Origin of the sequence: Pseudomonas sp. K2I15 (assembly GCF_002204795.1) — a bacterium.
Classification (GTDB): Bacteria; Pseudomonadota; Gammaproteobacteria; order Pseudomonadales; family Pseudomonadaceae; genus Aquipseudomonas.
The window spans coordinates 45,592-58,429 of record NZ_NIXO01000040.1; the positions used below are offsets into that span (position 1 = coordinate 45,592).

At 61.1% G+C, this 12,838-nt stretch carries 10 protein-coding genes; 3 read left to right on the forward strand and 7 right to left on the reverse strand.

Features of this window, described 5'->3' with window-relative positions:
- Positions 1 to 30: 30 nt before the first annotated feature.
- Positions 31 to 846 carry a rhodanese-like domain-containing protein gene (locus CEC48_RS21590; RefSeq protein WP_088425588.1) on the forward strand — a complete coding sequence of 272 codons (816 nt, stop codon included), beginning with the start codon at positions 31 to 33 and terminating at the stop codon, positions 844 to 846.
- Between the two features lie 16 nt (positions 847 to 862).
- The gene (gene asd / locus CEC48_RS21595) at positions 863 to 1,723 is read left to right on the forward strand and encodes an archaetidylserine decarboxylase (RefSeq protein ID WP_088425589.1); all 861 of its coding nucleotides are present in this window, start codon (positions 863 to 865) and stop codon (positions 1,721 to 1,723) included.
- A gap of 129 nt (positions 1,724 to 1,852) precedes the next feature.
- Here the strand turns inward: asd and serB are convergent, their stop codons facing one another.
- Positions 1,853 to 3,067, reverse strand: coding sequence for a phosphoserine phosphatase SerB (gene serB / locus CEC48_RS21600; protein WP_088425590.1), 1,215 nt, complete (start codon positions 3,065 to 3,067; stop codon positions 1,853 to 1,855).
- 134 nt (positions 3,068 to 3,201) lie between these two features.
- Here serB and CEC48_RS21605 point away from each other — a divergent pair, with 134 nt between their 5' ends.
- Positions 3,202 to 4,734, forward strand: a complete 1,533-nt coding sequence (locus CEC48_RS21605; protein WP_088425591.1) for a HAMP domain-containing protein — start codon at positions 3,202 to 3,204, stop codon at positions 4,732 to 4,734.
- Between the two features lie 200 nt (positions 4,735 to 4,934).
- Here the strand turns inward: CEC48_RS21605 and CEC48_RS21610 are convergent, their stop codons facing one another.
- The 6 genes from CEC48_RS21610 to CEC48_RS21635 form a co-directional block, all read right to left on the reverse strand.
- Positions 4,935 to 5,642: a membrane integrity-associated transporter subunit PqiC gene (locus CEC48_RS21610; protein WP_176438756.1), complete on the reverse strand. Its 708-nt coding sequence runs from the start codon at positions 5,640 to 5,642 to the stop codon at positions 4,935 to 4,937.
- Between the two features lie 177 nt (positions 5,643 to 5,819).
- Complete coding sequence (gene parC, locus CEC48_RS21615) at positions 5,820 to 8,084, reverse strand: DNA topoisomerase IV subunit A (RefSeq protein ID WP_088425593.1); 2,265 nt, start codon at positions 8,082 to 8,084, stop codon at positions 5,820 to 5,822.
- A 10-nt stretch (positions 8,085 to 8,094) separates the two neighbouring features.
- Positions 8,095 to 8,616 (reverse strand): TIGR02281 family clan AA aspartic protease, encoded by a 522-nt coding sequence (locus CEC48_RS21620; RefSeq protein WP_088425594.1) that lies wholly within the window; start codon positions 8,614 to 8,616, stop codon positions 8,095 to 8,097.
- Positions 8,613 to 9,617, reverse strand: a complete 1,005-nt coding sequence (locus CEC48_RS21625) for an esterase-like activity of phytase family protein (RefSeq protein WP_088425595.1) — start codon at positions 9,615 to 9,617, stop codon at positions 8,613 to 8,615. Before CEC48_RS21625 ends, CEC48_RS21620 begins: the two co-directional genes overlap by 4 nt.
- The gene (gene parE / locus CEC48_RS21630) at positions 9,617 to 11,521 is read right to left on the reverse strand and encodes a DNA topoisomerase IV subunit B (RefSeq protein WP_088425596.1); all 1,905 of its coding nucleotides are present in this window, start codon (positions 11,519 to 11,521) and stop codon (positions 9,617 to 9,619) included. The genes CEC48_RS21625 and parE overlap by 1 nt, the downstream gene beginning before the upstream one ends.
- A 44-nt stretch (positions 11,522 to 11,565) precedes the next feature.
- A complete protein-coding gene (locus tag CEC48_RS21635) occupies positions 11,566 to 12,174 on the reverse strand; it encodes a YqiA/YcfP family alpha/beta fold hydrolase (RefSeq protein WP_003209516.1) in 609 nt (202 codons plus the stop codon).
- Positions 12,175 to 12,838: the final 664 nt, after the last annotated feature.

Genomic DNA, 12,838 nt, shown 5'->3' on the forward strand with positions numbered 1-12,838 from the left:
CGCCCAACTTTTATGCCCAGGAGACCTCACATGCCTGACTTCTCTGGCTTGCCGCTGGTCATCGAGGCCAGTGACCTGCTCGGTCGCCTCGATGCCGAACATCTGATTCTGGTGGACCTCACCAGCGCCGCGCGTTACGCCGAAGGGCATATCCCCGGCGCACGTTTCGTCGATCCAAAACGCACCCAACTCGGACAACCGCCAGCGCCGGGCCTGCTGCCGGGCAAGGCTGATCTTGAAAAGCTGTTCGGCGAACTGGGCCACACCCCGGATGCCACCTACGTGGTGTACGACGACGAAGGCGGTGGCTGGGCCGGGCGATTCATCTGGCTGCTCGACGTCATCGGCCACAAGAAATACCACTACCTCGACGGCGGCCTGCTGGCGTGGCTGGAAGAAGAACACCCGGTGTCCACCGAGGCCCCAGCCAGCGCCGGCGGCCCGGTCAGCCTGACGCTGCATGAAGAGCCCACCGCTACCCGCGAGTACCTGCAAAGCCGCCTCGGCGCTGCCGACCTCGGCATCTGGGACGCCCGCGGCCCGCTGGAGTACTCCGGGGAGAAAGTCCTCGCCGCCAAGGGTGGACACATCCCGGGCGCCGTGAACTTCGAATGGACCGCCGGCATGGACAAGGCACGCCAACTGCGCATTCGCCGCGACATGCCGCAGATCCTCGAAGACCTTGGCTTGACCAAGGACAAAGAAATCATCACCCACTGCCAGACTCACCACCGTTCTGGCTTCACCTATCTGGTGGCCAAGGCGCTCGGTTATCCGCGAGTCAAAGGTTATGCCGGTTCCTGGGGCGAATGGGGCAACCACCCCGACACCCCCGTTGAGATTTAAGGTTTAAGGACAGTTAATGAAAAAGCAGTTGTTCATCCTCAGCCAGTACTTGCTGCCCCATCACCTGCTCTCGCGGCTGGCCGGCTGCATTGCCGAATGCCGCGTGCGCTGGTTCAAGAATGCGTTCACCACCTGGTTCGCCAAGCGCTATCAAGTGGACATGTCCCAGGCCCTGGTTGAAGACGTGACCGCTTACGAGCACTTCAACGCCTTCTTCACTCGCGCCCTGAAAGACGGCGCACGGCCTCTGGATCAAACGCCAGACGCAGTGTTGAGCCCGGCCGATGGCGCGGTCAGTCAGCTTGGCCCGATTGAACATGGCCGTGTGTTCCAGGCCAAGGGCCACAGCTTCAGCGTGCTGGAATTGCTCGGTGGTGATTCGGCGGTGGCTGCGCCGTTCATGGGCGGTGATTTCGCCACGATCTACCTGTCGCCGAAGGACTACCACCGGGTGCACATGCCACTGGCCGGTACCCTGCGGGAAATGGTCTACATCCCTGGCCGTATCTTCTCGGTGAACCAGACCACCGCCGAAAACGTGCCGGAGCTGTTTGCACGTAACGAGCGGGTTGCCTGCATTTTCGACACCGAACGCGGCCCGATGGCCGTAGTGCTGGTGGGCGCGATGATTGTGGCGTCGATCGAAACGGTATGGGCCGGCTTGGTTACGCCGCCGAAGCGCGAGCTGAAAACCTTCCGCTACGACGAAGCTGCCCGCGGGCCGGTCCACCTGGAAAAAGGCGCGGAGCTGGGACGCTTCAAGCTGGGTTCGACGGCGATCGTGCTGTTTGGGCCGGGCCAGGTGAAATGGTCGGAAGAACTGCTGGCGGGCACGCCGGTGCAGATGGGCCAGGGCATCGCGCTACCGAAGGCCTGACGCCGATCAAGTGTGGGAGCGGGCTTGCTCGCGAAAGCGGTGGATCAGTCAATACATCTGTCGACTGACACACAGCCTTCGCGAGCAAGCCCGCTCCCACACTGACTGTGTTTCTACAGTGATGGCGGGTTAAAGCTGACCGTCGCGGTCGCGCAAGCCCAACAGGTACAACACCCCATCCAGCCCCAAGGTCGAAATCGCCTGCTTGGCCGATTGCTTGACCAGCGGCTTGGCGCGAAACGCCACACCCAACCCGGCAATCGCCAGCATCGGCAAGTCATTCGCCCCGTCGCCGACCGCAATGGTCTGCTCCAGACGCAACCCTTCCTTGTGTGCCAATTCCCGTAGCAAATCAGCTTTACGCTGGGCGTCGACAATCGGCTCCACCGCCACGCCTGTCACCTTGCCATCTACCACTTCCAGCTCATTGGCGAACACATAGTCGATGCCCAGCTTGGCCTGCAATTGCTTGGCGAAGTAGGTAAAACCGCCCGACAGAATCGCGGTTTTGTAGCCCAGGCGCTTGAGTTCGGCGAACAGGGTTTCGGCGCCTTCAGTCAGGCGCAGGGACGCACCGATGGAATCCAGTACGCTCACATCCAGGCCTTTGAGCAGCGCCAGGCGCTCCTTGAAGCTGGCGCGAAAATCCAGCTCACCGGCCATGGCGCGCTCGGTGATTTCCGAGACTTGTTCGCCCACACCAGCAGCCTTGGCCAGCTCGTCGATAACCTCAGCTTCGATCAGCGTCGAGTCCATGTCGAACACTGCCAGCCTGCGGTTACGGCGGAACAGCGAATCTTCCTGGAAGGCGATATCGACGTTCAGCTCCTGGGCCACGCTCAAGAATTCGGCGCGCAGTGCCTGAGGATCTGCCGGCTCACCGCGTACGGAAAACTCAATGCAGCCCTTGCCTTTGTCAGCGGGTGTGTCCAGCGGCATACGACCCGACAGACGGTCAATATGGTCGATATTCAAACCGTACTGCGCCGTGATCGAACTGACACGCTGCAATTGCTCGGCCGTTACCTTGCGGGTCAGCAGCGTCACGATATGGCGTTTTTTGCCCTGGCCGGCGACCCAACTCTGGTAATCCTCTTCGGACACCGGGGTGAAACGCACCTGCTGATCCAGCTTATACGCCGTAAACAGGATGTCCTTGAGCACGGACGAGGCTTGCTCGGTGCTGGGAATTTCCACCAGGATGCCGAACGACAGCGTGTCGTGAATCACCGCCTGGCCGATGTCGAGAATGTTCACACCACCCTGGGCCAGAACACCGGTAATGGCTGCAGTGAGACCCGGACGGTCCTCACCTGTGATGTTAATCAGGACAATTTCGCGCAAAGCGCACCCCCGAGCTGGAAAAAAACCGCATTCTACCCACTTTCAGTGACCATCGGGCACAGCCAGCGCTTTGCCGGTCTTGGGCCTGTCGCTATACTGCGCGTCAACTTCACGGACTAAAGAGCCGAGCTTAAGTGAACCGGCCCACGCCAGTAAAAACCGATAACTTCTTCCTGCTGATCTTCCGGGCACTGCGCCACCGCCGTGTACCGATCGCATTACGCATCGCCAGCCATAACGTGATCCTGGTCGCTCTGGCCCTGGTGATCTACGCCTGCGTGATGGGTTTGCAGTTCAAACAGGCCATGCACGAGCAAGCCGACGCCCTGGGCGCGAGCTTGACCACCCAGACCGCCACCTCGGCGACTGAGTTGTTGGTGTCCAACGACATCCTCAGCCTCAACGTGCTGCTCAACAACCTGACCAAGAACCCGCTGGTGGCCCACGCCGCTATCTATAGCGTGGACAACCGGATCATGGCCGAAGCCGGGCAACGCCCAAAAAACGGCCTGCTGGGTGAAGCCGAAGGCCTGTACCAGAGCAATATCACGTTTCAGGACGTGAAGGCCGGCCAACTGCGTATCAGCCTAGACATGCAACAGTTCCAGCAGCCGATGACCATCAGCCTGCAAAGCATGGGCATCTTGAGCGCGATCTTGCTGGCGCTGTCGTTGGCCTTGAGCCTGCGCCTGGGCCGGCATATCTCCACGCCACTGATGCAACTGCGCATCTGGCTGCGGGATATCGACGAACGCACCCCGGCCACCGACCGCCAGGACGAAATCGGCGACCTCGCCCGCCAACTGCACACCAGCTTCGCGCCGGAGCCAGTGGTGCCCGAGGTTGAACCCGAGCCCGAGTTCGACAACACCGATTACGAAGACGACGAGCCCGAGTTTGAAGTGCGCAACCTGCGTGACCCGAGCTTCGACGAGTCTGCGCCGGTGGCAGGTCTGAAGCCGGCCACCCGGAAGGTGATCAAGGCAGAAGAAGACGAACTGGACGAAGAAGACCCGTTCGCCGATCTTCGCGACAATTCAGCCCCAACCACCACTGTGCCGCAACCGGCTCCGGTACGAAGCACCCAGCCCCAGCACAGCGCCGTATTGGCCGTGCAACTGGGCGCACAGGATCAATTGCGCCGCTTGCCGCGGGCACGCCTGACCGAGTTGCTGGAACGTTATCGTGATTGCCTCGACCAGGCTGCCTCGCTGTATCAGAGCGAGCTGCACACCCTGAACGATGGCAGCACGTTGATGCTGTTCCACAGCGAAGACAGCGGCGAAGACTACCTGACCAACGCCATCTGCTGCGGTGAGCTGCTGCGGGCCCTGGGCCATGCGCTGCAAATCGAAGTGGCCGACAGCGGCATCACCTTGCAGCTGCAATTGGGCCTGACGGTAGGCGACGATCTGTATGGCATGAGCCAGATTGATCTGCTGCTGACCGAGATCGCCCAGGACGCCCTGGCCTTGTCGCAACACAGCCGCAACCTGCTGCTGGTGGAACGCAAGATCAGCGACGACGTGCTGATTCGCCAGCGTGCGCGGATCCGCCCAATCGCCAGCCCTGAAGGTGCATGCTGTGTGGAGCGGTTGATGGAGCCTTACCCGTCGATGCTTGAGCGGCAACTGGCGCGGATGCATGAGACACGGGCGAAGAACTAACCTTGAGCCATAAAAAAGCCCGCCAATGATCACTCATTGGCGGGCTTTTTTATGGCTGTCTGTAGGAGCGAGCTTGCTCCGGGCGGCGTTCCGACGAAGATCGTCAACGACTACGCAGGCTTACTGATAAAACGTGTCGCTCTTGTGTTTTTCGCGAGCAAGCTCGCTCCTACAGAGGGCCTTTTCGTTGGTACGTCAGGTCAGAACCGAAACACTTCCATATCGGTACGGATCGGCACTGCCATCGGCATCTTCGGCTTCTCCGGTGCCGCAACCTTGGGCTGCGCCGGGGCCTGTTTGCGTGGCGCTTCTGCAACCGCTGGCTGATTGGCCAATGGCTTGAGGGCCACCGACAGCTGGTCGGCCAAACGTTGCAACAACACACCCTGGGCCTGGACCTGGGAGGCGGTGCTGCCGGCGTGCTCTTCCTGCAAGTGCACGATGCGGTTATCTCGCACTTGGCCACGGCGGTCGATCAAGCGCCACTGCGCGTCGAGGATAGCGGGCTGCGAAACGCCCGAGTCCAGCCGCGTAATGGTCAGCAACACTTGTACGTCTGGGGTAAAACCCAACGGCGCCGGCGCCAATACCACACGCTGGCTGTCCAGATGGCCCGCCACCTGGCGCAACATCAACTGATTGATATCAGAAGACAGGCTACCGGCCCAGCGGCCATCGGTGGAACCTTGCAGGCTGCCGTCGTTCTGACGCTGCAGCAGGGTTTCGCGTTGCAGGTAGTCGGCCACCACAACCGGGCCAAGCAATACTGCCATGCCGGCACTTTGTGCAGGCTGAGCCGGACTTCCACTGTCTAGCTGATACAGCGACACAGGTTGATGTGTGCTGCAACCCGCCAGGCCCAAAAGGCCAGCGAGCAACAAAAATAAAGGAAGGCGCGGAGCAGTCATCATCCCATCCAGGTGGCTGCCACAAGGCGAACCACAATGTAATACTCAAAAATAACCTATACGCGCTCAGCCACGCCGGCGCTGGAAAGGCCATATCATCCGTGAATATGCGCCATGACTCCAGCGCGAAAGCGTCGATCTACGGGTTAAATCGTAGATCGGGCGCTCTATATCGCGTTAAACGGGCGTTTCCACCAGTAATGCGTCCACTCGCTGGAAGCCGCGCGGCAGTTTGTTACCGCGACGGCCCCGCTCACCCTTGTAGTGTTCAAGGTCGTCAGGGCGCAGTGACAACGTGCGCTTGCCGGCCTGCAGCACCAAGGTGGAGCCTTCCGGGATCACTGCGATGTCGGTCACGTACTCTTCGCGACTGGCCACCCGCTCCCCGGGAATACCAATGATCTTGTTGCCCTTACCTTTGCCCAACTGTGGCAAATCGCTGATTTTGAACACCAGCAAACGCCCTTCAGTGGTCACCGATGCAAGCCAATTGCCTTCACGGTCTTCGACCGGACGCGGCAGGATCACCTTGGCGTTGTTCGGCAGGCTCAACAACGCCTTGCCCGCCTTGTTCTTGGCCTGCAGGTCTTCACCCTTGACCACGAACCCGTAGCCCGCATCGGAGGCGATGACGTACAGCGAATCATCGTCCGGCAGCAGCACGCATTCAAAACTCGCCCCCGGTGGCGGTGTCAGGCGCCCGGTCAACGGCTCGCCCTGCCCCCGCGCCGATGGCAACGTGTGCGCCGGCACCGAATAACTGCGACCGGTGGAGTCGATAAACACCGCGAACTGGTTGGAACGCCCGGCCGCCGAGGTTTTGAAGCCATCGCCAGCCTTGTACGACAGGCCGGTGGCGTCAATATCATGCCCTTTGGCTGAGCGAACCCAACCCTTTTCCGACAGAACGACGGTAATTTTCTCGTTAGGTAGCAACTCGGTTTCGGTCAGGGCCTTGGCTTCGGCGCGCTCGACAATCGGCGAACGGCGATCGTCACCATAGGTTTCGGCGTCTTTGATCAGCTCGGTGCGCACCAGCTTCTTCAGCTTTGCTTCGCTGCCCAACAGGGCCTGGAGCTTGGCTTGTTCCTTGAGCAGCGCGTCCTGTTCGTCACGCAACTTCATCTCCTCCAGTCGCGCCAACTGACGCAGACGGGTGTCGAGGATGTAGTCAGCCTGGATTTCGCTGAGCTCGAAGCGCGCGATCAGCTCCGCCTTCGGGTGCTCGGCAGTACGTATGATGTGGATCACTTCATCCAGGTTGAGGTAGGCAATCAGCAAGCCGTCCAACAGGTGCAGGCGGCGCTCGACCTTGTCGAGGCGGAATTGCAGGCGACGACGTACGGTCTGTACCCGGAACTCCAGCCATTCCACCAGCAATGCCCGCAGGTTCTTCAACTGCGGCTTGCCGTCCAGGCCAATGATGTTGACGTTGACCCGGTAGCTGGATTCCAGCTCGGTGCTGGCGAACAAATGCTGCATCAGTACTTCGTGGTCGACCCGGCTGTTGGTCGGGATGATCACGATGCGGCACGGGTTCTCGTGGTCGGACTCATCACGCAGGTCGGCGACTTGCGGCAGCTTCGACGGCTTGGCCTGCATCAGCGCGGCGATCTGCTCCAGCACCTTGGCACCAGACACCTGGTGCGGCAGCGCGGTGACGATGATGTCGCCGTCTTCGATGTGGTACACGGCGCGCATGCGCACCGAGCCTTTACCGGTCTGGTAGATTTTCAGCAGGTCGGCGCGAGGCGTGATGATTTCCGCTTCGGTCGGGTAGTCCGGGCCCTGGATATGCTCGCAGAGCTGCTCGACCGTAGCCTTCGGCTCGTCCAACAAGCGCACGCACGCAGCGGCCACTTCCCGCAGGTTGTGCGGCGGTACGTCAGTGGCCATGCCCACAGCAATGCCGGTGGTGCCATTGAGCAGGATATTCGGCAAACGTGCGGGCAACACCAGCGGTTCGTCGAGGGTGCCGTCAAAGTTCGGGCCCCAATTGGCCGTGCCCTGGCCCAGTTCGCTGAGCAGCACTTCCGAATAACGCGACAGGCGCGCTTCGGTGTAACGCATGGCAGCGAAGGACTTGGGATCATCCGGCGCACCCCAGTTACCCTGGCCGTCCACCAGCGTGTAGCGGTAGCTGAACGGCTGGGCCATCAGCACCATGGCTTCGTAGCATGCCGAGTCGCCGTGGGGGTGGAACTTGCCGAGCACGTCACCGACGGTGCGCGCCGACTTCTTGTGCTTGGAGTCAGCGTCCAGGCCCAACTCACTCATCGCATAGATAATGCGCCGCTGCACGGGCTTCAGGCCGTCGCCGATATGCGGCAAGGCCCGGTCCATGATCACGTACATGGAGTAGTTGAGGTAGGCATTTTCGGTGAAGTCAGCCAGCGACCGGCGTTCTACGCCGTCTAAGCTGTCTGCAAGGATGTCACTCATGCGGGCCTCATCATTGTTTGGTCTGGCGCAGCAGCAAGGTGCCGCTGCGCTGGGTAAATTCAAGTTGTTTCAATGCACTCATGCCCAGCAATACCTGTTCATCGCCCAGCCCCGGCACTACCAGGGCGCGCACGTCCTGCAGGACGATATCGCCCAGTTGCAGGCGACCAAGCTCAGTCCGAAAGCCTTGGGTTCGACCGTTGGCAGTACTCACGCCAACCGGCATGCCGCGCTTAAGCCCCAGACGGTCGGCCAATTCGGCCGGAACCGCCACGTCGGTGGCCCCGGTGTCGAGCATGAACTCCACAGGCTTGCCGTTGATCTGACCAGTGGCAACAAAATGCCCTTGGCCGTTGCCCAGCAGTTTTACTTCGATATAACCCTCGTGTTGCTCCGAGGTCACCACGGCATTGGGATTTTCCTGACGCGCTTCCCACTGCCCAAAAAACCGTGTCGCCAAGAACAATCCGGCGCCCCATGCCACAAACATCAACACACGGCCGGCGCGCTTGCCGGGTGGCTGGCCGCTCATGGCTTGGCGCTCCAGCCACCCGCAGGGGCGGCGAAACGATAGACCACCGGCCGTTTTTCGCCATCGGCGCGCGGTTTGAAATTATTGTCGATGCCGATCCAGGCCCCGTCAGCGTCCACCACCAGGGCTTCAGCCAAACCGTACGGCTGGGCGTAACGCCGATTCGGCGTCAACGTTTCATCGGCAAACGACCAGCACAACTCCACCTTGGCCGTGACCGCATCCCGGCGACACACCTGAAACGCATTGCGCTCCAGGGTAAACAACTTGCCATTGAACAGCGCCAGGTCGGCAAAGTCCTTGGACACCGCCTTGGCGCCCGGGAACTGTGCCGGCTGCATTTCCTGGCCGGCCTCGCTCAACAACACGCAAGGGCCGTCACAATCCCAAAGGGTTTGCGGGCGCTTGATGGAGATCAGCCCACGCCGCTCACGCTCGGCCGCCAGCCAGATTTGATTGCCTTCAGGGTTCACCGCCAAGCCTTCAAAGAGCGCATTGAAGTGCAGCAGCATCCCACTGGCCCGGGCTTCACGAACCATGCCCGGGGCGATCTTCAGCCACTGCGTATCACCATGCTCCCCAGAGAAAGGCACCCTGAGAACCGCAGCGTGAGCCTCACTGACGATGTAGCGGTTGCCCGCCGCATCGCAGCTGATGCCTTCAAAATCGAGGTCACCACCACGAATCAACGCAGCCGCCTTGGTGCGCGAGCGCAAACCAAAGGGCAAGCCCGATTCCGGCACCGGCGGCACATCAATCCCGTATTTCTCGGCTTTCCACACATCTGCCGAGGTATCAAGCCGATAGATCTGGTCGTCGTCGCGATCGGACACCGTCCACAACTCTTTACCGCACAAGGCCAGGCCCGACAGGTTACCGCCGCGCATGCCTTCCACCGGGTGTTCAGACAACAGCTTCAGCTCAGCCACGGGCGCCGCGACCACCGAGGTGGCCGCCAACCCGCTCAACAACAGAATCGCCAGGGCGAAACTGCTGCGCATCAGCCCAGAACCTCGGCCAGGTTGCCCTTGGACTCCAGCCAGCTCTTACGGTCCGGCGCACGTTTCTTCGCCAGCAACATGTCCATCATTTCCGAGGTGGCAGCAAAATCTTCCAGGGTCAATTGCACCAGGCGCCGGGTGTTCGGGTCCATGGTGGTTTCCCGCAGTTGCGGCGGATTCATCTCACCCAGACCTTTGAATCGGGTGACCTGAGGCTTGCCGCGCTTCTTCTCGGCCACCAGGCGGTCGAGAATGCCATCGCGCTCGGCTTCGTCCAGGGCGTAGAAAATCTCTTTGCCCAAGTCGATGCGGTACAGCGGCGGCATGGCGACGTAAACGTGACCAGCATCCACCAACGGGCGGAAATGCTGGACGAACAGCGCGCAGAGCAGGGTCGCAATGTGCAAGCCGTCGGAGTCGGCGTCGGCGAGGATGCAGATCTTGCCGTAGCGCAGTTGGGCTATGTCGGCCGAACCCGGATCGACCCCGATGGCCACGGCGATGTTGTGCACTTCCTGGCTGGCCAGCACTTCACTGCCGTCGACTTCCCAGGTATTGAGGATCTTGCCGCGCAGGGGCAGGATCGCCTGGAACTCCTTGTCCCGCGCTTGCTTGGCGGAACCGCCGGCGGAATCACCTTCCACCAGGAACAGCTCGGAGCGCATCGGGTCTTGCCCGGCGCAGTCCGCCAGCTTGCCCGGGAGTGCCGGGCCCTGGGTGATGCGCTTGCGCTCGACTTTCTTGCTGGCCTTCAAGCGGCGGCCGGCGTTGTTGATCGCCAGCTCCGCCAGGGCCAGGCCCAATTCAGGGTGTTCGTTGAGCCACAGGCTGAAGGCGTCCTTGACCACGCCGGAAACAAACGCCGCCGCCTCACGGGACGACAGGCGTTCCTTGGTCTGGCCGGAGAATTGCGGCTCCTGCATCTTCATCGACAGGACGAACGCGATCCGCTCCCAGACGTCTTCCGGCGCCAGCTTCACGCCACGCGGCAGCAGGCTGCGGTATTCGCAGAATTCGCGCATGGCATCCAGCAGGCCCTGGCGCAAACCGTTGACGTGGGTACCGCCCTGGGCGGTCGGGATCAGGTTGACGTAGCTTTCCTGAACGCTGTCGCCACCTTCCGGCAGCCACAGCAGGGCCCAATCCACGGCTTCTTTATTACCGGCCAGGCTGCCACAGAACGGCTCGTTGGGCAGGCGCTCAAAGTCGCTGACGGAGTCTTCCAGGTAGGAGCGCAGGCCGTCTTCGTAGTGCCACTCGACCTTTTCACCGGTGCCTTTGTCTTCAAAGCTGACCAGCAGGCCCGGGCACAGCACAGCCTTGGCCTTGAGCACGTGCTTGAGGCGGCTGATGGAGAATTTGGGTGAGTCGAAGTATTTCGGGTCCGGCGCGAAGTACACGCTGGTGCCGGTATTGCGCTTGCCGACGGTGCCGATCACTTCCAGGTCGGTGGCTTTGTAGCCATCGGCGAAGGTCATCTGGTACTCGTTGCCGTCGCGCTTGACCTTGACCCGCACGTGGTTCGACAAGGCGTTGACCACGGAAATACCCACACCGTGCAAGCCACCGGAGAACTGGTAGTTCTTGTTGGAGAACTTGCCGCCGGCGTGCAGCTTGGTGAGGATCAGCTCGACGCCCGACACACCCTCTTCCGGGTGAATGTCCACCGGCATGCCGCGACCGTCGTCGGACACTTCCAGGGAATGGTCGGCGTGAAGGATGACTTGTACCGACTTGGCGTGCCCGGCCAAGGCTTCGTCGACGCTGTTGTCGATGACTTCCTGGGCAAGGTGGTTCGGCCGACTGGTGTCGGTGTACATGCCGGGGCGTTTGCGCACCGGGTCGAGGCCCGAGAGGACTTCGATGGCGTCGGCGTTATAAGAGCTAGCGCTGGGAGTGGCCATGGGGTCTCGTCGTGAGTCGTTCGATTAAAAAGTAACCTGCGGTTTCACAATGCGGTGAAATCGAAGGATTGGTACTGATCGGAGCCTATACCGGCAAAACTCAACAGCGCCGGTAACTGTTGGGCAAAGCCCTGGTAACCATGGTCGCCACCGGCCTGGATGCGCAAGGCGCAGGCCCGGTAATACTGCTGGGCGAGCCGATAATCCAGTGTTTCGTCGCCGGTCTGCAACCACACCTGATAACGCTGGGCGTCCTGGGGCGCCGGCACTTCCAGCTCGGCCAGGGCCGCAACGTGGTCGTGGGTCAATTCCCAGGTCTCATCGGTGTAGAGGTTCTTCTGGGTGCCCAGGTAACCGTCGAACATCCGATGAGGACTGACCGCCGGGTTGACCAATAAGGCGTTGAGGCCATGGCGCTCGGCAAGATGGGTTGCATAGTAGCCGCCGAGGGAGCTGCCTACCAGCAGTGGCCTTCCGAGGTCACGGATAGCGGCCTCCAGCTGGGGGATCGCCTGGCGGGGGTGATGGTGCAGGGCCGGCACGCGCAACTGGTCGGCTAGACCGAGGCTGTCCATCACGGTGATCAACTGGCTGGCCTTGTTGGAGGCCGGTGCGCTGTTGAAACCGTGGATATACAAGATCGATGCGGACATTCCGGGTCCTCTGGGGGGCGGCTCAAAGAGGGGCAGTTTACAGGGAACTTGGGGGCTAGGCTCTAGCGGGGTTTATGGGTACATATCCGTTTTTTGGGTGATGGCTTCGATTGGTTCCGCTCTTACAGCGGCTCACTTTTGAAAAGCGCAAAAGTAAGCAAAACGCTCTTGCCCCACCACTCGGCACCTCGCTTGGGCTCGGTGTGCCCTCAACTCCGGTATTACTGCGCGGGCCGCCGCGACGGGGCGTCCCTGCCCCGTCGCGGCTAAACCGGCGTCCTGCCGGTTTACCCGCTCCGTACTACCTGCGTTCGGCCAGCGTGGTTTAACGGGGCGCCTAAGATCAAGATCAACAGCAGATCAAGAACACAGCGGCCTGCCGGCCGGCTTGAGTGGTGTAGATCAAAAGCAAAATCAAAAGCGAGCGCGGTCCAAATGTGGGAGCGGGCTTGCTCGCGAAGGTCGTTAACGATGACGCGGGCGTCCGGAATGAACGCGGCGCCCTCGGGTTTTTCGCGAGCAAGCCCGCTCCCACATAAAAGCAGCTCTGCTTTCGCTCTGGACCTTGCCCTTGACCTTGCTTCTAACACTCAAGCCGGCCGGTAGGCCGCTGTGCTCTTGCTTTTGATCTTGATCTTGATCTGACTGCCCCATTCAGCCCGAG

Coding starts and splice junctions, on each gene's coding strand:
- CEC48_RS21590 (WP_088425588.1), top strand. CDS start 31: ATGCCTGACTTCTCTGGCTTGCCGCTGGTCATCGAGGCCAGTGACCTG.
- asd (WP_088425589.1), top strand. CDS start 863: ATGAAAAAGCAGTTGTTCATCCTCAGCCAGTACTTGCTGCCCCATCAC.
- CEC48_RS21610 (WP_176438756.1), bottom strand. CDS start 5,642: ATGACTGCTCCGCGCCTTCCTTTATTTTTGTTGCTCGCTGGCCTTTTG.
- parC (WP_088425593.1), bottom strand. CDS start 8,084: ATGAGTGACATCCTTGCAGACAGCTTAGACGGCGTAGAACGCCGGTCG.
- CEC48_RS21620 (WP_088425594.1), bottom strand. CDS start 8,616: ATGAGCGGCCAGCCACCCGGCAAGCGCGCCGGCCGTGTGTTGATGTTT.
- CEC48_RS21625 (WP_088425595.1), bottom strand. CDS start 9,617: ATGCGCAGCAGTTTCGCCCTGGCGATTCTGTTGTTGAGCGGGTTGGCG.
- parE (WP_088425596.1), bottom strand. CDS start 11,521: ATGGCCACTCCCAGCGCTAGCTCTTATAACGCCGACGCCATCGAAGTC.
- CEC48_RS21635 (WP_003209516.1), bottom strand. CDS start 12,174: ATGTCCGCATCGATCTTGTATATCCACGGTTTCAACAGCGCACCGGCC.